16 protein-coding genes are annotated in these 20,000 nt (G+C 73.3%); 7 read left to right on the forward strand and 9 right to left on the reverse strand.

What is annotated here, in order from left to right:
- Nucleotides 1-158: 158 nt before the first annotated feature.
- The gene (locus tag Pta02_RS37735) at nt 159-1,091 is read left to right on the forward strand and encodes an acyl-ACP desaturase (protein ID WP_203879826.1); all 933 of its coding nucleotides are present in this window, start codon (nt 159-161) and stop codon (nt 1,089-1,091) included.
- Nucleotides 1,092-1,140: 49 nt separating this feature from the next.
- On the opposite strand, the gene Pta02_RS37740 is transcribed toward Pta02_RS37735, so the two are convergent.
- From Pta02_RS37740 to Pta02_RS37755, 4 genes are all read right to left on the reverse strand, one after another.
- Nucleotides 1,141-2,364 carry an MFS transporter gene (locus Pta02_RS37740; RefSeq protein WP_203879827.1) on the reverse strand — a complete coding sequence of 408 codons (1,224 nt, stop codon included), beginning with the start codon at nt 2,362-2,364 and terminating at the stop codon, nt 1,141-1,143.
- 169 nt (nt 2,365-2,533) lie between these two features.
- Nucleotides 2,534-3,187, reverse strand: coding sequence for a hypothetical protein (locus Pta02_RS37745; protein ID WP_203879828.1), 654 nt, complete (start codon nt 3,185-3,187; stop codon nt 2,534-2,536).
- A 52-nt stretch (nt 3,188-3,239) separates the two neighbouring features.
- The gene (locus Pta02_RS37750; RefSeq protein ID WP_203879829.1) at nt 3,240-4,478 is read right to left on the reverse strand and encodes an NAD(P)/FAD-dependent oxidoreductase; all 1,239 of its coding nucleotides are present in this window, start codon (nt 4,476-4,478) and stop codon (nt 3,240-3,242) included.
- A gap of 63 nt (nt 4,479-4,541) precedes the next feature.
- Nucleotides 4,542-4,967, reverse strand: a complete 426-nt coding sequence (locus Pta02_RS37755; protein ID WP_203879830.1) for a DoxX family membrane protein — start codon at nt 4,965-4,967, stop codon at nt 4,542-4,544.
- A 94-nt stretch (nt 4,968-5,061) separates the two neighbouring features.
- On the opposite strand from Pta02_RS37755, the gene Pta02_RS37760 reads away from it, so the two are divergent.
- From Pta02_RS37760 to Pta02_RS42125, 3 genes are all read left to right on the forward strand, one after another.
- Nucleotides 5,062-5,868 (forward strand): helix-turn-helix transcriptional regulator, encoded by an 807-nt coding sequence (locus Pta02_RS37760; RefSeq protein WP_203879831.1) that lies wholly within the window; start codon nt 5,062-5,064, stop codon nt 5,866-5,868.
- A 93-nt stretch (nt 5,869-5,961) separates the two neighbouring features.
- Nucleotides 5,962-8,691 (forward strand): PEP/pyruvate-binding domain-containing protein, encoded by a 2,730-nt coding sequence (locus Pta02_RS37765; RefSeq protein WP_203879832.1) that lies wholly within the window; start codon nt 5,962-5,964, stop codon nt 8,689-8,691.
- A gap of 129 nt (nt 8,692-8,820) precedes the next feature.
- Nucleotides 8,821-9,879: a glycoside hydrolase family 19 protein gene (locus tag Pta02_RS42125; protein WP_275423652.1), complete on the forward strand. Its 1,059-nt coding sequence runs from the start codon at nt 8,821-8,823 to the stop codon at nt 9,877-9,879.
- Between the two features lie 254 nt (nt 9,880-10,133).
- On the opposite strand, the gene Pta02_RS37775 is transcribed toward Pta02_RS42125, so the two are convergent.
- From Pta02_RS37775 to Pta02_RS37790, 4 genes are all read right to left on the reverse strand, one after another.
- Nucleotides 10,134-11,147 (reverse strand): LacI family DNA-binding transcriptional regulator, encoded by a 1,014-nt coding sequence (locus tag Pta02_RS37775; RefSeq protein ID WP_203879834.1) that lies wholly within the window; start codon nt 11,145-11,147, stop codon nt 10,134-10,136.
- Nucleotides 11,148-11,323: 176 nt separating this feature from the next.
- Nucleotides 11,324-12,277: an ATP-binding cassette domain-containing protein gene (locus Pta02_RS37780; protein WP_203879835.1), complete on the reverse strand. Its 954-nt coding sequence runs from the start codon at nt 12,275-12,277 to the stop codon at nt 11,324-11,326.
- Nucleotides 12,274-13,275, reverse strand: a complete 1,002-nt coding sequence (locus tag Pta02_RS37785) for an ABC transporter permease (protein WP_203879836.1) — start codon at nt 13,273-13,275, stop codon at nt 12,274-12,276. Before Pta02_RS37785 ends, Pta02_RS37780 begins: the two co-directional genes overlap by 4 nt.
- Before the next feature lie 2 nt (nt 13,276-13,277).
- A complete protein-coding gene (locus Pta02_RS37790) occupies nt 13,278-14,282 on the reverse strand; it encodes a sugar ABC transporter substrate-binding protein (RefSeq protein ID WP_203879837.1) in 1,005 nt (334 codons plus the stop codon).
- Nucleotides 14,283-14,462: 180 nt separating this feature from the next.
- Here Pta02_RS37790 and Pta02_RS37795 point away from each other — a divergent pair, with 180 nt between their 5' ends.
- The gene (locus Pta02_RS37795) at nt 14,463-15,422 is read left to right on the forward strand and encodes a carbohydrate kinase family protein (protein WP_203879838.1); all 960 of its coding nucleotides are present in this window, start codon (nt 14,463-14,465) and stop codon (nt 15,420-15,422) included.
- Nucleotides 15,423-15,591: 169 nt separating this feature from the next.
- Nucleotides 15,592-17,478, forward strand: a complete 1,887-nt coding sequence (locus Pta02_RS37800) for a propionyl-CoA synthetase (RefSeq protein ID WP_239131541.1) — start codon at nt 15,592-15,594, stop codon at nt 17,476-17,478.
- Between the two features lie 160 nt (nt 17,479-17,638).
- On the opposite strand, the gene Pta02_RS37805 is transcribed toward Pta02_RS37800, so the two are convergent.
- A complete protein-coding gene (locus tag Pta02_RS37805; protein WP_203879839.1) occupies nt 17,639-19,036 on the reverse strand; it encodes an FAD-binding oxidoreductase in 1,398 nt (465 codons plus the stop codon).
- A 277-nt stretch (nt 19,037-19,313) separates the two neighbouring features.
- Between Pta02_RS37805 and Pta02_RS37810 the strand changes: the two genes are divergently transcribed.
- The gene (locus Pta02_RS37810) at nt 19,314-19,994 is read left to right on the forward strand and encodes a GNAT family N-acetyltransferase (protein ID WP_203879840.1); all 681 of its coding nucleotides are present in this window, start codon (nt 19,314-19,316) and stop codon (nt 19,992-19,994) included.
- The last annotated feature ends 6 nt before the right edge of the window (nt 19,995-20,000 follow it).

Raw genomic sequence — 20,000 nt, forward strand, 5'->3', positions numbered from 1 at the left:
AATACGCGTTCGGGCGTTCGAGGACAGTCCCCTCCGGAGCGCCACAAGTGGGAACACCACAAACCTGACGCCAATTAATAGGGTCAATCACACTTACGGCTGGAGCTCCTACCTACGTTAACGTAGGTTACGGTTGCGTAGTCTGCGAGGGAGAACCTATGCGCGAGTTCAGTCAGACCGAGTTGCTGCACGAGCTTGAGCCCGTCGTGGCCGGCGAGCTGGACCGACACCTCAAAGTCGCCAAGGAGTGGTTCCCGCACGAGTACATCCCGTGGTCGCAGGGGCGGGACTACGACGGCATATTCGGCGGCGAGGCCTGGTCCGAGACCGACTCGGCGATCCCCGAGGAGGCGCGGATCTCCCTCATCGTCAACCTCCTGACCGAGGACAACCTGCCGAGCTACCACCACGAGATCGCCACCACCTTCGGCCGCGACGCGGCGTGGGGCACGTGGGTCCACCGCTGGACGGCCGAGGAGGGCCGGCACGGCACCGCCATCCGCGACTATCTGACGGTCACCCGGGCGGTCGACCCGGTCGCGCTGGAGCGGGCCCGGATGAACCACATGGGCGAGGGTTTCTCCAACTCCTACGAGGGGGTGCTGCACTCGCTGGCCTACGTCTCCTTCCAGGAACTGGCCACCCGCATCTCCCACCGCAACACCGGCAGGGCCTCCGGCGACCCGAACTGCGAGCGCCTGCTCGCCAAGATCGCGGCCGACGAGAACCTGCACATGCTCTTCTACCGCAACCTGCTCAACGCGGCCTTCGAGCTCACCCCGAGCCAGACCATGCGGGCCGTGACCGACGTGGTCACCACCTTCCAGATGCCCGGCACCGGCATCGAGGGCTTCACCCGCAAGGCCCTGGTCATCGCCAACGCCGGGATCTACGACCTGCGCCTGCACCTCGACGACGTGCTCATGCCGGTGCTGCGCCAGTGGGCCGTCTTCGACCTGAAGGACCTCGACGCCGACGGCGAGAAGGCCCGCGAGGAGCTGGCCGAGTTCCTGGCCCGCACCGAGGCCACCGCCTCCCGGTTCGTCGAGCGCCGCGAGGCCCGCCGCGCCGCCCAGGCCGCCCGCGCCTGACCCTCCCGCGTCCGGGCCCGCCGCCCGGACGCGAGGTGATCGGCCGGGCTCAGGCCGCCGACGCCGTGACCGGCTCGCGGTCGCGGGAGACGTCCTTCGCGGGGCGCAGGCTGCGCAGGAAGGACAGCACCAGCAGCGCGGCCAGGCCGGTGGTCACCGGCGGGACGAGGAAGGCGAAGGTGGAGCCGAAGCGGTCCACGAGCTGGCCGGCGACCGCCGCGCCGGTGGCGATGCCCAGGCCGATCGCGCCGTTCAGCAGGGTGAACGCCTCAGTCCTGACCTCTGCCGCGACGAGCCGCTCGACGAGGGTGTAGCCGGTGATCACCGCCGGGGCGATCACGAACCCGGCCATGGCGGCGGCGCCGTACAGCAGGGGGATCGACCCGGCGAAGCTCAGGGCGACCGTCGCCGCGGACAGCAGCGCGACGGCGCCCGCCAGCCGGTTGGCCACGCCCGTCCGCCAGCGCACGACGCCGTAGAGGATGCCGCCGACGAAGCTGGCACCGGAGAACGCGGCGTAGACCGGCCCGGCCGCGCCGGCCTGGCCGAGGGCGGCGGTGGTCGAGGTGATGCCGACCTGGAGGCTGCCGAAGACCGTGCCGAGCGCGACGAAGGCGGCCGCGAGCACGGCCACGCCGCGCAACCGCAGCACGCCGCCCTGGGACCGGACCAGGACCGGCATCGGCTCGGGGGCGCCCTCGCGGACCGCCGCGAACATCAGCGTTCCGGCCACGACCATGACCAGTGCCGCCGACAGGGCCCAGACCGGCGAGAAGCCGGTCGAGACCGCCACCAGCAGCACCGGGGCGAGGGTGAAGGTCAGCTCGTCGGTGATCGACTCCAGGGCGAAGGCCGTTCCCAGCCGTTCCGACCGGCCCAGCAGGTGCGCCCAGCGGGCCCGGACCATCGATCCCACCTGCGGCATCGAGCCGCCGGCCAGCGCCGAGACGGCCACCAGCAGGGGGACGGAGGCGTGGGCCGAGGCGAGCGCCAGCAGGGCGCTCAGCGCGACGGCGTGCACGGCGGCCTGGGGCAGCAGGACCTTAGCCTGTCCGTAACGGTCGGCCAGGCGCCCGGTCTGCGGGCCCACCAGCGCCTGCGTGACGGCCGCCGCCGCGGAGGCGACGCCCGCGGCGCCGTACGATCCGGTGGACCACTGCACGAGCAGCAGGATGCCGAGCTGCAACATGGCGTACGGCAGGCGGGCCAGGAAGGCGGGGGCCAGGAAACGCCAGGCTCCGGGAGAGCCGAGCACGGCGAGGTAAGACTTCATCGGGGTCTCCGTCCGAGTCCAGACGGAGCGCTGCCCGGTCCGGGAGCGCACCGTCATGGTGGGCTTCGACCGGGGTAGATACCGCTTATAGCGGCCGCCTTGCGGTCATTGCATGCATCCGTTCAGAACGCACCAATATGCCATCTTATGCCACCAATCGGACTCGGCCTTACTCCTGCCCCTCCCGTGCTCGGCCCGGGGCGGGGGTCATCACCGGTCCGACGGCGCGGAAGACGACCGTGAAGGACCCCTGATCGGTGTCGGCCTGGTAGGCGTAGCAGCCCGGAGCACGCACCCGGGTGGCGGAGGGGTGGTCCCGCCAGCCGCCCGGCGCGGCGTCCCGCTCCGGGTCGAGCACGAGCTCCCGCGCGACGGGATCGTCGAACCCGACCTCGCCCGGGCCGTCGAGCCGCCGGCCGCGCACCAGGACGGGGGTGGTCACCGCGGGGTCGACCGCCCACATCACCTTCTGCCAACCCCAGTCCCAGTCCCCCCAGCCCTGACCGGACTCGGGGACCGAATACCGCAGAACCCCTCCCGGATCCAGTCCCACCGGCCCGACCGGCCCCATGCCCCGGACCGGCCCGAACGCCGGATCCGGGCTCCTGCTCTCCGTGGTGACCGGGCACGGCTCCCCCGGCCGGAGCGGCGCGGTCGCCCAGGGACGGCGCAGCCGCTCCAGGGGATCCGGCGCGGCCGTGGCGCCGGGCGCCGCTCCGGAGGCCCGCGCGGGGCCGGGCGGGGCGGGATCGGCGGGATCGGCCGCGCAGGCGGACGCCGCGAAGGCCAGTACGGCGACGGCGGAGATCAGTCTCGATGCCACAACCACCTGTACACCCGAGATCGGCGGAAGGTTCCCGCCCCCGCCGGGGCGGTCAGGCCTTCGTGAGGTCGGGGAAGGGGACGGAGGGATCGGCCAGGCGGGCGCGGTCGACGGGGGAACCGTCGCGGATCAGTTCCTGCACGGGGGTGATGCCCTCGTCCCAGCGGTTGACGTGCATGCCGGCCACGACCCGGCCGCCGCAGAGCCAGAAGGCGTGGAACCCCTGTCCCTCCAGGTCCCCCCGGACGACGACCTCGTCGTAGCCTCCCGGGGCGAACCAGCCGGAGAACTCCATCCCGACGTCGTACTGATCGGTGAAGAAGTACGGTGCCCGGTCGTAGACGACCTCCCGGCCGAGCATGGACCTGGCCGCCGCCGGTCCGCCGTTGAGCGCGTTGGCCCAGTGCTCCACCCGGATCCGCTCGCCGTACAACGGGTTGAACGCGTTGGCCACGTCGCCGGCGGCGTAGACGTCGGGATCGTCGGTGCGCAGGGCCTCATCGACCAGGATCCCGTTGTCCACCGGCAGGCCCGCCCGGCGGGCGAGCTCGTCGTCGGGCCGCACGCCGACGCCGACGATCACCATGTCGGCCCGGATCTCGTCACCGGCGTCGGTGACCACCGCCTCGACCCGGCCCTCGCCGGCGAAGCCGGTCACTCCCGTGCCGAGCCGCAGATCCGTGCCGTGCCGCCGGTGCACGCCCGCGAAGAAGGCGCCCATCTCCGGGCCGAGCGCGGCCTCCAGCGGGACGGGCCGCGGCTCGACGACCGTCACCTCGCAGTCGTACTCCCGCGCCGCGGCGGCGGTCTCCAGCCCGATCCATCCGGCCCCCACCACGACCACCGACCTGTCGCCGCCGCGCAGGGCCTCGCGCAGCCGTTCGGAGTCCCCGACGGTGCGCAGGTAGTGCACGCCCTCCAGGTCGGCGCCCGGCACGTCGAGACGGCGCGGGGACGAGCCGGTGGCGATCAGCAGCTTGCCGTAGCCGATCCGCCTGCCGTCCTGGAGCTCGACCTCGTGACGGCCCCGGTCGAGGCCGGTGACCGTCTGACCCGGCAGCAGCTCCACGGAGTTGTCGCGGTACCAGCCCTCGTCGTGGACGTGGATCGCGGCCCTTTCCTCCTTGCCGAGGAGATAGCCCTTCGACAGCGGGGGCCGTTCATAGGGACGTTCGGGCTCGGCGCCGATCAGCGTGACGCCGCCCTCGAACCCCTCCTCCCGCAGGGTCTGCGCGGCCTTCGCGCCGGCGAGGCCTGCTCCGACGATGACGAACGTCTGCTCGGTGGCCATGGGACCATCTCCCGTCCGATTGGGATGCCGGTGTCGCCCCCGCATCCCCCAGTATGAAGAGCCCTAGCGCCGGGCGGGAGCGTATCGGGAGGCCAGCAGGGCCAGCGCCACCGCGCCGGCGAGGAGGCCGAAGTCGCGCAGGGCGACGTCGTAGAAGCCGGGCACGGTCAGCAGGTTGACGATGATCCCGGCCAGCCAGGCGGCGACGAGCCAGCCGCCGAACCGGGGGATCACCGCGACCGTGATCCCGGCGACGATCTCGATGACGCCGACGGCGTACATGGCCTGCTCGGCGGTGCCGGGGACGACGCCGTCGATCCAGGGGGCCAGGTACTCCGGCCAGTCGGTGAGCAGGCCGAGGAACTTGTCGAGGCCGAACAGGATCGGCGCCGCGGTGAACACCACGCGCAGCAGCAGGAAGGCCCGGTAGCCGGGGTCGGACATGGCGGCGCGGTTCGCGGAACCGGTGGCCGAGATATCGGAGCTCATGGTGCCCCTCCTTCTAAAAACAGGATTCGCTTCAGTTAGAACGCTAGACCTCACCCCCGATTTCGTCAATGAATGTTGTCTATAGACTGGAGACATGGAGGATCCCGAGCGGCAGGGCACACAGGAACGCGGTCGACGGGACGCGCGTCCCGGGCTGCAGAGCGCGCAGGAGCAGGGGCGGCGGGACGCCGGCGCCGGACGGCGCAGGGCCGCCGGGATCGCCGCCGTCGCCGCGCTCGACGAGCCGACGCGGCGGCAGGTGTACGACCTCGTGGCGGCGGGCCCCGAGCCGATGAGCCGCGACGAGGTCGCCGAGGCCCTGGACCTGCCCCGCACCACCGCGGCCTTCCACCTGGAGCGGCTCGCGGCGTGCGCGCTGCTCGACGTCGTCTTCGAGCGGCGCACCGGCCGCAGCGGGCCCGGCGCCGGCAGACCGGCCAAGCTCTACCGGCGGGCGGCGTGCGACGTCGCGGTCTCCGTGCCCGAACGCCACTACGACCTGGCGGGACGGCTGCTGGCCGGAGCCCTGCAGGAGGCCGAACGCTCGGGCGAGTCGCCCCGTGCCGTCCTGGAGCGGCAGGCCCTCCGGCTGGGCCGGGAGCTCGGCCGGGAGCACGACCGCGCGGCAGGGGAACCCGAGCGGGCGGCGGACGCCGCCGACCCGGACGCCGTGCTGGAGGCCCTGCGGGCCCACGGCTACGAGCCCGGCACCGAGGACGGCGAGATCGTGCTGCGCAACTGCCCCTTCCACCTCCTGGCCAGGGAGCACACGGAGCTGGTGTGCGGGATGAACCTGCACCTGCTCGACGGGCTCCTGCGGGGCCTGGGCGCCGCCGGCCTGAGCGCGCGCCTGGCCCCCGCCCCGGGCCTGTGCTGCGTGCGCCTGCGCCCCGCCGACTGACACGGCCCACCCCGCGACGTCATCCGGGAAGAGAATCTCATCACTTGTTGATTTAATGCCGGGAGACTTATCGTCGAGTCAAGGAGGCATGCCATGAATGCTCCACTGATCCTCGACTTCCGCGACATCGACGCCGGGATGCTGCCGCTGGTCGGCGGGAAGGCCGCCAACCTGGGCGTGCTCACCGCCGCCGGGCTGCCGGTCCCGCCGGGCCTGTGCGTGACCACCGAGGCCTACCGGAGGGTCACCGAGCGGGCGGCCGGACTCGACGCGGTCTTCGACGCCCTGCAGGTGACCTCCGCCACCGACACCCGGACGCTCAACGAGCTGGCCGCCACGGCCCGCGCCATCGTGCTCGACGCCCCGGTGCCCGACGAGGTCGCCGCGGCCGTGCGGGACGGCGCGCCGGACGGCCCCGTCGCGGTGCGCTCCTCGGCCACCGCCGAGGACCTGCCGCACGCCAGCTTCGCCGGGCAGCAGGACACCTATCTCAACGTCGTCGGCCGGGACGCCGTACTGGAGGGGGTCCGGCGGTGCTGGGCCTCGCTGTGGACCGACCGGGCCGTGGCCTACCGGGCCGCCAACGGGATCGACCACCGCGCCGTACGGCTCGCCGTGGTGATCCAGGAGATGGTGCGCTCGGAGGTCGCCGGGGTGATGTTCACCGCCAACCCGGTCACCGGGCGCCGGCACGAGGCGGTGATCGACGCCAGTCCGGGGCTCGGCGAGGCCGTCGTCTCGGGCGCGGTCAACCCCGACCACTTCGTGGTGGACATCGCCACCTCGGTGATCACCGAGCGGCGCCTGGGCGACAAGCGGCTGGCCGTACGGCCCGTCGAGGGGGGCGGCGTGGAGCACGTCGAGATCCCGGCGCAGGACACGGCGGAGAGCGCGTGCCTCACCGACGACCGGATCAGGGCGCTGGCCGCGCTGGCCGGCCGGGTCGAGGAGCACTACGGGACGCCGCAGGACACCGAGTGGGCCGTCGACGGCGACGGCGTCCTGTGGCTCACCCAGTCCCGCCCGATCACCACGCTCTTCCCGATCCCCCGGCACTCCGCCTCCCAGTCCGTCGAGGGCACACGCGCCTACTTCTGCATGAGCGTGGCGCAGGGGGTCTTCCAGCCCCTGACCCCGATGGGCATGCAGGCCTTCCGGCTGGTGTCGTCGGCGGCGGCCGAGCTGTACAGCGGCGTCCCCGTCGCCGACAGGCGCGCCGGGGCCCCGCAGTTCGCCGAGGCGGGCGGGCGGATGTTCTTCGACGCCACCGGGGTGGTGCGCAGCCGGGTCGGCCTGGCGTTCTTCCCCCGGGTGCTGGACGTGATGGAGACCAGGTCGGCGGTGATCCTGCGGGAGCTGGCCCGGGACCCCCGCTTCGACATGATCTACCGTTCCCCGCGGCCCGCCCTGCGCCGGGTCGCGCGGCTCGGGATGCGCTACCGCATCCCCCCGCGCGCCGTACGGGCCCTGGTGCGGCCGGAGTCGGCGCACCGGCAGGCCGCTCAGGTGGAGGCGACCCTGCGGGCGAGGCTCGCCTCCCCGCACGACGCCACCCCGATCGAGCGGCTCGACCACGTCGAGCGGCTGCTGGCCGCGGAGGTCTTCCCGCTCGTGCCGAGGATCCTGCCGGGCGCGGCGGCCGGGTTCGCCATGCTCGGCCTGGCCTGGGGCCTGCTGGGCGATCGGGCGCGGCCCGGCGAGCTGACCGGTGTCCTGCGCGGCCTCCCGCACAACGTGACCACCGAGATGGACCTGGCGCTGTGGCGCCTGGCCACCCGCATCCGCGAGGACGACAAGGCCGCGGCGCTGCTGCTGGACGCCCCCGCGGCCGAGCTCGCCGAGCGGTTCCACGCCAGGACGCTGCCGGTCGTGGTGGACGAGGGCCTGCGGGAGTTCCTGCGCGTGTACGGCGCGCGGGCGGTCGCGGAGATCGACCTCGGGGTGCCCCGGTGGTCGGAGGACCCGGCCTACGTCATCGGCGTGCTGGCCAACTACCTGCGCCTGGACGATCCGGCCCTGGCGCCGGACGTCCTGTTCGCCAAGGGGGCCCAGGAGGCGGTCACGACGGTCCGCGCCCTGGCCGCCCGCGTGGGCGGGCTGCGCGGGCGGTTGGTCCGCTTCGCCCTCGGCCGCGCCCGGTCCCTGGCGGGCCTGCGAGAGCTGCCCAAGTTCCTCATGGTCAAGGCCCTGGCCGCGGCGCGCGCCGAACTGAAGATCATCGGCGCCGAGCTCGTCGCCCGTGACCTGCTCGACTCCCCCGGCGACGTCTTCTTCCTGAACACGCGCGAGGTCCGCGACGCGCTGACCTCCCGGCCCGCCGGGGCCGACCTGCGCGCGCTCGTCGCCGGGCGGCGCGAGGAGCACGAGCGCGAGGGACGCCGCAGGCACGTGCCGCGGGTCGTCCTGTCGGACGGCACCGAGCCCGAGGCCGTGGCCGCCCCGGTCACCGCGGACGGGGCCCTGACCGGCACCCCCGCCTCGGCCGGGACCGTGACCGGGCGCGCCCGGGTGGTCCTCGACCCGGTCGGCGCGCACCTGGAGCCCGGGGAGATCCTGGTCTGCCCCTCCACCGACCCCGGCTGGACCCCGCTGTTCCTCACCGCGGGCGGCCTGGTGATGGAGATGGGCGGGGCCAACTCCCACGGCGCGGTGGTCGCCCGCGAGTACGGCATCCCGGCGGTGGTCGGCGTGGCCCGCGCGACCGAGCACATCACCACCGGTCAGGAGGTCACCGTGGACGGCTCATCCGGCGCGGTCACCGTGGAGACCGGCCGGGCGGACCCCGCACCGGCGAGCGATATGGAGAGCCAAAGGATCACTTAAGGCGGTGTTAAGCCCGCCCCTGCCACCATCTCGACCGTACGGTTCCCCCTTCCCCACGGCCGTTGTGCCGCACAGAGGAGTGATCGAGTGTCGAGGCAGCGCATCCTTGCGTCTCTCGCGGGTGTAGCGGTGACGGGCGCGCTGGCGGCCGTCATACCGGCGTCGGCGGCGTCGGCGGCCGACTGCGCGACCGCCTGGAGTTCCACGAAGGCGTACCAGGGCGGCGCGGGCGTCTCCTACAAGGGCCGCAACTGGTCGGCCAAGTGGTGGACCCAGAACGAGGCGCCCGGCGCCTCCGGCTCCGGCGTCTGGGCGGACAAGGGCGCCTGCGGCGGGTCGACGGCCCCGGCCCCGTCCCCCTCCACCGGCTGCTCCCACCCGAACTGGGTCGCGGGCAGGTTCTACGCCACCGGCGCCGTCGTCAGGTACACCGACGGCAAGCTCTACCGCGCCGAGCACGACAACCCGGGCTACGACCCGGTCATCAGCACGTGGTACTGGGAGCCGTACGCCTGCAACGGCAGCACCCCGGCTCCCACCACGCCGCCGCCCACCGACCCGGCCCCGTCGGGCTTCGTGGTCAGCGAGGCGCAGTTCAACCAGATGTTCCCGAACCGGAACTCCTTCTACACCTACAAGGGCCTGACCGCGGCGCTGAGCGCCTACCCCGGCTTCGCCAAGACGGGCAGCGACACCGTCAGGAAGCAGGAGGCCGCCGCGTTCCTGGCCAACGTCAACCACGAGACCGGCGGCCTGGTCCACGTGGTGGAGCAGAACACCGCGAACTACTCGCACTACTGCGACCGCAGCCAGTCCTACGGCTGCCCCGCCGGGCAGTCGGCCTACTACGGCCGCGGCCCGATCCAGCTGAGCTGGAACTTCAACTACAAGGCGGCGGGCGACGCGCTCGGCATCAACCTGCTCAACAACCCGAACCTGGTGCAGACCGACGCGGCGGTGGCCTGGAAGACCGCCCTGTGGTACTGGAACACCCAGAGCGGCCCGGGCACGATGACCCCGCACAACGCGATGGTCAACGGCCGCGGCTTCGGTGAGACGATCCGCAGCATCAACGGCAGCCTGGAGTGCAACGGCCGCAACCCCGCCCAGGTGCAGAGCCGGATCGCCTCCTACCAGAAGTTCGTCCAGATCCTGGGCACCACCCCCGGCGGCAACCTGAGCTGCTGACCGCGCGTCGCCGCGCGCCTCCTCCGCGCGGCGTCCCGGGCGGGACCGGATTCATCGCGATCACGGTCCCGCCCGGCGAGACGGGGCCCGCCACCCCCCTGTGAAAAGCCGGCGGGCCCCGTCTCCCCCTCGCGGGGCCCGCGGAGAGCGGGTCCCGTCCTCGTTCGGAGGCCCGCCGGGAGCGTCGGATTCAGGGGGCCGCCGGAGCTCGGGGCGTGCCGGGTGAAGCGGGTGCGCTCTCCTGTTTCTCCCGCTCAGGGGGGCGGGATCTCCCCCGATCCGCGGGTGATCAGGCGGGTCGGGATCACGACGGTCCTGGCCTTGGAGCGCTCGCCGTCCAGGCGGGCCATCATCAGCTCCGCCGCGGCCCTGCCCATGGCCGCGGGGTCCTGGGCCACCACGGTCAGCGCGGGCTCCAGCACCTCGGCCAGCGGGAGGTCGTCGAAGCCGACCACGGCCACCTCCCGGCGGCCGAGCCTGCCCAGGCCCAGGATGACGCCGGTCGAGGCGAAGTTGTTGGCCGCGAAGACGGCCGTGGCCGGTTCCCGCCCGTCGAGCAGCCGGGTCACGGCGGCCGCCGCGGCCTCGTGATCGTGGCCGATCTCCACCAGGTCCCGGTCGAAGGGGATGCCCGCCTCGGCCAGCGCGTCGCGGTAGCCCTGGAAGCGCTCACGCCGGGTGTACAGGGCGGGGAGGTCACCGATGAAGGCGATCCTGCGATGACCGTGGCGGATCAGCTGCGCCACCCCGGCGCGCGCCCCCTCCCGGTTGGAGCTGACCACGGAGTCCGCGGTCAGGCCGCCGGCCAGGCGGTCCAGGAAGACGACGGGCAGGCCCGCGGCCCGCTCGGCCCGCAGGGGGCGGTGGTCGCCTCCGGCGGAGGGCACGATGAGCAGCGCGGTGACCCGCCGGGCCAGGAAGGTGGAGATCAGCGAGCGCTCCCGCTCGGCGGTCTCCTCCGAGGAGCCCACGATCAGGGTCAGCCCCCGGGCCCGCACCGCGCTCTCGACCCCGCCGGCCACCGTGCCGAAGAAGGGGTTGCCCATGTCCGGGATGACCAGCCCCACCGTGGAGTCGCGCGCGCCGACCCGCATGTTCCGCGCCATGAGGTTCGGCTGGAAACCGAGCTTGCCCATGGCCTCCAGGATGCGCGCACGGGTCTCGGCCGCCACCGGGCCGTCGTCGTTGACCACGCGGGAGACGGTCTTGGCCGTGACCCCGACCTCCCGGGCCACGTCACTCATGGTCGCGCGGCGAGCCTTGGACATGGACCACCGTTCTTCTCGTCGGAGCCGCTCGGTCGGGACCAGGCTAGACCGTGATCGTTCTTCTCCGGTACGGTCCCGCACCTGGCCGGCGGGGGTTCCCACCCCGGCCAGGCGACCCGAGGGGGCCGCCGGACCGGGGACGAGGGCCACGCGAGGCCGGCCCCCCGGACCGGGGATCACGTGAGGCCGATCGCCCGCGCCGCCTCCTTGTCGGCCACCACGGCCTGCTCGTCGGCGTCCAGCTGCAGCGCGCCCGTCATGATCGCGACGACCTCGGCCATGCTGTGCTCGCCGGGCCTGATCTGGGCGACGCGGCGGCCGAGCCGCTGCACGTGGATCCGGTCGGCGATCTCGAACACGTGCGGCATGTTGTGGCTGATCAGCACCACCGGCAGGCCCCGGTCGCGGACCCGGCGGATCATGTCGAGCACCTGTCCGGACTCCTTGACGCCCAGCGCCGCGGTCGGCTCGTCCATCACCACCACGTGCCTGGCCCAGGCCACCGCCCGGGCCACCGCCACGCCCTGGCGCTGGCCTCCGGACAGCGACTCCACCGGCTGGGTCAGGGACCGCAGGCCGATCTTGAGGTCGGCCATGTGCCGGGCCGACTCCTCGCGCATCCGCCGGTGGTCGAGCAGGCGGAAGACGCGGCCGAGGAAGCCGGGCCGGCGTGCCTCGCGGCCGAGGAACATGTTGCTGGCGATGTCGAGCGAGGCCGCCACGGCCAGGTCCTGGTAGACGGTCTCGATGCCGAGCCTGCGGGCGTCGAGGGGGTCGCGGAAGCGCACCGGCCTGCCGTCCAGCATGATCTGGCCCTCGTCGGGCTGGAGCGCGCCCGTCAGTGCCTTGATCAGGCTCGACTTGCCCGCGCCGTTGTCGCCGATGACGGCGAGCACCTCGCCCGCCATCAGGTCGAAGTCGACGCCGTCGAGCGCCGTCACGTGGCCGTAGCGCTTGACCAGGCCGCGGGCCTGCAGCACCGGGGTCCGCGCGGTCTCGGCGGGCGGAGCCGAGGCGGTCCCGGCGGGGGAGGCCGGAGCGGTCTCGGCCGGCGGGGTCGGGGCGGTCCCGGCGGGGGAGGCCGGAGCGGTCTCGGCCGGCGGGGTCGGGGCGGAGGGGGCGTCGGTCATCGGATCCTCCTGCGGGAGAGCTGGTCCACGGTGACGGCGAGGATGACCAGGATTCCGGTGATCAGGGTCTGGTAGATCGAGGCCACCCCCATGAGCTGCAGGCCGTTGCGGAAGACGCCCACGATGAGCGCGCCGATCAGGGTGCCGATCACCAGGCCCCGGCCGCCGAACAGGCTGGTGCCGCCCAGCACCACGGCGGTGATGCTGTCGAGGTTGTCGGTCTGGCCGGCCTGCGGGTCGCCGACGCCGGTCCGGGAGACCAGCAGCAGCGCGGCGATGCCGTACACGAACCCGGCGGTCGTGTAGACGCCGACGGTGAGCCGGCCGGTCCTGATGCCGGTGAGCCTGGCCACCTCGGGGCTGTTGCCCAGGGCGTAGACGTGCTTGCCCCAGGCCGTCTGGCCGAGCAGGTAGGCGAACAGCAGGAACAGCAGGATCGTCAGCAGCGAGCCGTACGTCACCCGGGTGTCGCCGATGGAGAAGGTCTCGCCCAGCGCGGTCAGCGGCGCCGGCAGGTTGGTGACCGTCTGGTCCTGCGAGTAGATGTGGGTCAGCGCGAAGGCCACGTTGAGCATGCCCAGCGTGACGATGAACGGCGGCAGCGGGACGAGCGTGACCAGCAGCCCGTTGGCCGCGCCGAACCCCGCGCACACCAGCAGGCCGAGCGCGATCGCGACCAGCGGGGGCACGGTGCCCTCCGCGGCCAGCTTGGCCATCAGGATGCCGCCGAAGGCCATGATGGCGCCGTTGGACAGGTCGATCCCGGCGGTGAGGATGATCAGCGTCTGGCCGATGGCCAGCGTGCCGACCACCATCACCTGCTGGATGATCAGAGAGAAGTTCCCGCCGGTGAGGAACTGGTCACTGTTGAAGGAGAAGAACACGCAGGCGAGCAGCAGAGCCGCCAGCGGTCCCACCGTCGGCGTGGTCAGCAGCCGGCGGGCGAGCGAGGGCTCGGCCGCCTCGGGCGGCTTGGGAGGGGTGATCGTCGCGGTCATGTTCACCCCCAGCAGTTCTGCAGGCCGAACTCGGTGTCCTCGGCCTCGACGCCGCCGGCGGGCTTGTCGGTGATCAGCGTGACGCCGGTGTCGGTGTAGCCGGAGACCTTGGTGCCGCTCTTGCCGTAGTCGACGACGGCCTTGACGCCCTGCTCGGCCATCTTCAGCGGGTACTGCTGGGAGGTGGCGGCGATCTGACCGCTCTGCACGGCCTTGGTGCCGACGCAGCCGCCGTCGACCGAGACGATGAGCACGTCCTTCTCGCGCCCCTTGGCCTTCAGCGCGGTGTAGGCGCCCAGCGCGGCGGGCTCGTTGATGGTGTAGACGAGGTTGATGTCGGGGGCCTTCTGCAGGCAGTTCTCCATCGCGGTCTGTCCCTTGGACTGGTCGCCGCCGGTGTCCTGGGAGCAGACCACGGACGGGTCGCCCTCCTGGATGCCGAAGCCCTTGAGGAAGCCGTCGTGGCGCAGCTGCCCCACCGCGATGCCGGGGGCGAGGTCGAGGGTCGCGATCTTGGCGGGCTTGCCCGCCATCGTGGCCTTGGCGTACTGGCCGATGAGCTCGCCGGCCTTGAAGTTGTCCGTGGCGAACAGCGCGTCGGTGGCCTCCTGCGGCTCGGTCGGGCTGTCCAGCGCGATGACCAGGACACCGGCCGAGCGCGCCTTCTGCACGGCGGGCACGATCGCCTTGGAGTCGCTGGGCGTGATGAGGATGCCCTTCACCCCGGCGGCGACCATGTTCTCGATCGCGGTGATCTGGCTGGCGTTGTCGCCGTCGAACTTGCCCGCGGCGGTCATCAGCTCCGCGCCGTCGGCCTTGGCGGCGGCCTCGGCGCCGATCTTCATCTTGACGAAGAAGGGGTTGGTCTCGGTCTTGGTGATGAGTCCCACCTTGATCGCGTCCGCCTGGCCGGCGTTGTCGCCTCCGCCGCCGCAACCGGCGAGGGCGATGGTGGCGACTATCGCGCAGGCGCTGAGAGCACCGGCCGCGCGAGTACTACGAGACATGAGATGACTCCTGGTTCTCCCGGGGGGCGGGTGATGTCAACGTTGACATATGTCAACGTTGACATCCCTTGCGATGCGATGATGAACTCCGTTTGAGGAAACGTCAATGCCTCTTCGCCGTAACGAGCGGGCACCATGGATCCCGTGCTCGGAGACGTCTCTCCCCAGAAAGGCAGGCCAATGCCCTCCACCCAGGTCGCCGTGCTCGGCGAGTGCGTCGCGGACGCCTTCCCGATCGGGAGCGCGGGCCCGAACGAGCTGACCCTGCGCGTGCTGCCCGGAGGGGGGCCGGCCAACACCGCGGTGTCCCTGGCCCGCCTGGGCACCCCCACCCGGTTCCTGGCCCGGATCTCCCGCGACTCCTTCGGCGGTCTGTTCCGCGCCCACCTGGAGGCCTCCGGGGTCGACCTGAGCGGCTGCGTGAGCGCCGACGAGCCCAGCACGCTGGCGGTGGCCACCCTCGACGCGGCCGGGCAGGCCGGATACTCCTTCCACGCGGAGGGCGGCGCCGACTGGCAGTGGAGCGCGCAGGAGCTGGACACCGGGCGGGTCGGCCGGGCGGCCTGCCTGCACACCGGCTCCCTGGCCCTGGTCCGCGCGCCCGGGGCCGGGCACGTCGAGGAACTGCTGGAGAGCGTGCGGGAGCGGGCGACGGTGTCGATCGACCCCAACGTGCGGGCCGCCCTCGTCGCCCCGGCCGTCTACCGGACGCGGATGCCCCGATGGTGCGCGCTGGCCGACATCGTCAAGCTGAGTGACGACGACCTGGAGAAGATCCACCCCGGCGAGCCCGTGGAGCAGGTCTGCGAGACCTGGCACACCGCGGGCGCCCGCCTGGTCGTGGTGACACGCGGCCCGCAGGGCGCGCTCGTCTCCCTGGACGGGCGGTCGGCCACGGTGCCCGCCCCCGCCACCAAGGTCGTGGACACGGTCGGCGCCGGCGACTCCTTCACAGCCGGCCTGCTGCACCGGCTGCACGTCCAGGGTCTGCTCGGCGGGCGGCTGGACGGCCTCACCCTCGCCCAGGCCGTCGAGGCGGCCGCCTTCGCCGCCAGGGTCGCCGCGCTGACCTGCTCGGTCGCCGGGGCCGACCCGCCCTGGGCGGCCGATCTGGCCGGTGAGACGCTCCCGCTGAGCTGAAGGGGACCGAACCCGGAGAGCCCGAACCTGGCGACCGGAGGGAGCCGGACCCGCTGAGCCGGACCCGCTGAGCCGGAACCCGGACCCGACGAGCCGGGGGAACCGGACCCGCTCCCACCGGCCGGCCAGGCATCTCGACCAAGCGCTTGGCGGAGAGCATGATGGCCTGGTGCCGTACGCCGACGTCTTCGCCCGCAGCATCGCCGACCCCGAAAGCTTCTGGGGAGAGGCCGCCCAGGCCGTCGCCTGGAGCACCGCGCCGTCCCGGGTCCTGGACCGCGACGATCCCCCGTTCCACCGCTGGTTCCCCGACGGGGAGCTCAACACCTGCTTCAACGCCCTGGACCGGCACGTGGAGGCGGGCTACGGCGAGCGTCTGGCGCTGATCCACGACAGCCCGGTCACCGGGACCGTCCGCCGCCTCACCTACGCCGGGCTGCTGGCGGAGGTCGCCCGGTTCGCCGGGGTGCTGCGGGACCTGGGCGTGACCGGGGGCGACCGGGTCGTCATCTACATGCCGATGGTGCCCGAGGCCGTCGTCGCCATGCTGGCCTGCGCACGGCTGGGCGCGGTGCACTCGGTGGTGTTCGGCGGGTTCGCGCCCAGGGAGCTGGCGATCCGGATCGACGACGCCCGGCCCAAGGTGATCGTCTCGGCCTCCTGCGGGATCGAGCCGAGCCGGGTGGTGCCGTACAAGCCGATGCTCGACGCCGCGCTCGACCTCGCCGCGCACCGGCCCGAGCGGTGCGTGATCCTCCGGCGCGAGCAGGCCCCCGCCGAGCTCGTCCCGGGCCGGGACCTCGACTGGGCCGAGGCCGTGGCCGCCGCCGAACCGGCCGGATGCGTGCCGGTGCGGGCCGTCGACCCGCTCTACATCCTGTACACCAGCGGCACCACCGGCCTGCCCAAGGGCGTGGTCCGCGACAACGGCGGGCACGCGGTCGCGCTGCTGTGGAGCATGCGCGAGGTCTACGACGCCCGGCCGGGAGAGGTCTTCTGGGCGGCCTCGGACGTGGGCTGGGTCGTCGGCCACTCCTACATCGTGTACGGCCCGCTGCTGCTGGGCGCCACGAGCGTCCTGTACGAGGGCAAGCCGGTCGGCACGCCGGACGCGGGCGCGTTCTGGCGGGTGATCTCCGAGCACGGGGTGAGCACGCTGTTCACCGCGCCCACCGCGTTCCGGGCGATCAAACGGGAGGACCCGGCCGCGACCCTGCTCGGCAAGTACGACATCTCGTCGCTGCGGACGCTGTTCCTGGCCGGGGAGCGCCTGGACCCCGACACCTACCACTGGGCCTCGGAGAAGCTGGGCGTGCCGGTGGTCGACCACTGGTGGCAGACCGAGACCGGCTGGCCCGTGGCGGCGAACCTGCGGGGGCTGGACCCCATGCCGATCAAACCGGGCTCCCCCACCGTGCCCGTCCCCGGTTACGACGTGCGGGTCCTCGACCCCGACGGCCGCGACTGCGCCCCCGGCCAGGAGGGTGCCATCTGCCTGCGGCTCCCGCTGCCGCCCGGCACGCTGCCCACGCTCTGGCGGGACGACGAGCGCTACGTGAGCTCGTACCTGTCGCAGTTCCCCGGCCACTACCTGACCGGCGACGGCGGCTACCTGGACGAGGACGGCTACCTGTTCGTGATGGGCCGCACCGACGACGTGATCAACGTGGCCGGGCACCGGCTCTCGACCGGGTCGATGGAGGCGGTGCTGGCCGCGCACCCGGCGGTCGCCGAGTGCGCCGTGATCGGGGTCGCCGACGAGCTGAAGGGTCAGGTGCCGCGCGGTTTCGTGGTGCTCAAGAGCGGGGTGGAGGCCGATCCCCGGACGGTGTGCGCCGAACTGGTCCGGGCGGTGCGCGAGGAGGTGGGGGCGGTGGCCGCGCTGAAGCGGGTGGACGTCGTCCCGGCCCTGCCGAAGACCCGCTCGGGAAAGATCCTGCGCAAGACCATGCGCGGCATGGCCGAGGGCGCCGACGAGCCGGTGCCCTCGACGATCGAGGACGCCTCGGTCCTGGACGCCCTGCGCCCGGTCATCGCCCCGGGCCCGGAGGGGTGAAGGCCCGCGACCGGGGTGTGGGACGGCCAGGCGGGTAAGCCCTGGGGCCGGAGGCGGGTACGGCGGGCGGCGCAGCCCGGGTGGGCGACGCCCGCGCCCCACCGCGGACACACCCCACGGGCGGCCCCGCCACCACGGGCCACACCTGGGAACGGCCGGGTCACACGCGCGGGACCACGTGGCCGAAGCGGAACATCCGGGCCGGGTCGTAGTGGTCCTTCAGCCCGGCGAGCCTGCGCAGCACCGGCTCCGGCCAGGCCCGGGAGAGCCGCTCGGGCTCGATCGCGCCGCCCTGGAAGTTGAGCAGCGCGCCCCCGGTCGACCACTGGGCCAGGGCGTCGACGGTCGCCTGGACGCAGCCGGGGACGACCACGGCCATCAGCTCGGGCACCGGGGCACCGATGACCAGCAGGGAGAAGGCCGCATCCCGCCCGCCGACGGCGTTGGGCTCCTTGGGCTCGCGGGCCAGGGCGCCGCCCAGCTGGCGCAGCTCCACGACGGCGAGCGGCACCTCGGCGTCGGGGCCGGCGACCGCCAGCATCGTGTCCACCGTCTCCCGCGTCAGCTCCCGCAGCAGGGTGCCGCGCTCGCAGGCCGGCATCGGGTCCACCGGGTCGTCGTGGACGGTGTCGATCAGGCTGTACGGCATCCGCCCCACGGCGCCGAAGACCGGCTGGGCCACCTCGCGCATGGGGGCGAGCAGGGCCTCGGCCTGCCGGTCGTCGCCCAGGCAGGCGAAGCGGAGGTGGACCACGAAGCGCCCGCGCAGCGGCTCGGGGAGCTCGGGCAGCGGGGGCAGGCGGAGCATCGCCACCGAGGTGGTGACGGACTCGGGCAGCGTGCCGGTCCAGGTCCGGTAGGCGTGCAGGACCCGGGAGGCGTCCTCGGCGGCGTAGTAGAGGCCGCCGCCGTACAGGGAGGTCACCGGGAACAGGTCGACGGTCATCGAGGTCACCACGCCGAAGCTGCCCTTGCCGCCGCGCAGCGCCCAGAACAGGTCCGGCTCGCGGCCGGAGTCGGCCACCCGCACCTCTCCGTCCGCCGTGACGACGGTGATCTCCCGTACGTGGTCGGCGGCGAAGCCGAAGGTCCGCGCGATCGGGCCGAGACCGCCGCCCAGCGTGTAGCCCACCGCCCCGACCCCGGAGGACGAGCCGCTGAGCGGAGCCAGGCCGTGCGGGGCCGCGGCGGCGACGACCTCGGCCCAGGTGCAGCCCGCGGCGACGGTGGCGGTACGGGCGGACGGGTCGACGGTGACCTCCCGCATCCGCGACGTGGTGATCAGCAGCGCCCCGTCCGCCGCCTGGACCGCGCCGTGACCGGTCGCCTGCACAGCCACGGGCAGGCCGCGGCCGGCGGCGAAGCGGATCGCGGCGGCGACGTCCCCGGCGCCGGTCGCGCCCACCACGACGGCGGGACGGTGCCGGACGGCGAGGTTGAACCCCGCGGCCTCCTCCTCGAAGCCGTCCTGGCCGGGAGCCAGCACGGGTCCGGCGACCTGCCCGCGCAGGGCCCGCAGCCCGGTCTCGGCGAGGGTGGCGGTCGGGTGGGTGGTCATGGTTCTTCTCCTGGTGCTGAGGGATGGTCGGGCCGGTCGGACCGGCCGTTCAGTTCTCGCACCCCCGGCTAGGAATCGGCTGGGACATCTCCTGAGCGGGACTGGTGGAACGCTTGGGGCCCAGCGCACGGCGGTGTCGTACGACGGGCCGGTGCCGTACGGCGTGTTCGCGGCCGGGTGCGCGGATGGGGACTGCGCCGCCCGCCCCGCCGATCTCCTGGTGAGGTCCCGGGTGGGGTCCTAGTCGTTTCCTAGCCGGCTGTCCGATGCTGCGGGAATGTCGTCGCCACTTCCGCCCGAGCCGCCCAGCACCCTGCTTCTGCGGGAGGTCCCGGCGCACGCGGGCACGGCGGGCGCGGGCCTGCTCGGCCCGGTCTTCGACGAGGTCCTGCGGGAGGTGTCGGCCGCCCGCTGCCGCATGTACGTGCTGGTCGATCTTGCGGGTCCCCTGTCCGCCCCGCCGGTGGCCGCCGCCCTGGTCGCGATGGGGCCGGGCGGCGGGGAACCGGACGCGGGAGGGGGCGCCGGGCCGGAGCGGACCGGAGCTGAACGGACCAGAGCAGAACGGACCAGAACAGAGCGGACCAGAACAGAGCGGACCGCCCGGCTGCGGGCCCTGGCCGTGAGCACGCCGTACCGGGGAAGGGGCCTGGCGCGGCGGCTGCTGGGAGACCTGCTGACCGAGCTGCGCGCCGACGGAGTACGGCGGGTGCGCTGCCTCGCGCCCTCCGGAAACGGTGACCCGTCTCCCTCGGAAAACGGCGGCCTGCCCGCGCTGCTCGCCGCCGCCGGGTTCACCCGGGAGCCGGTCGGGGCCGCCGCGGAGTCACCCGCCTCCACCTGGGAGAACCGCGCCGGCGGAAGGGCCGCGAGAACGGTGGGGACACAGGTGACATATCAGTACGATGAGCCGGAGAGCGGACCTCCCGGGATCGTCTGGCTCGTGCGGGAACTGTGATGCGAA

This window comes from Paraplanobispora takensis, assembly GCF_016863195.1.
Classification (GTDB): domain Bacteria; phylum Actinomycetota; class Actinomycetes; order Streptosporangiales; family Streptosporangiaceae; genus Planobispora; species Planobispora takensis.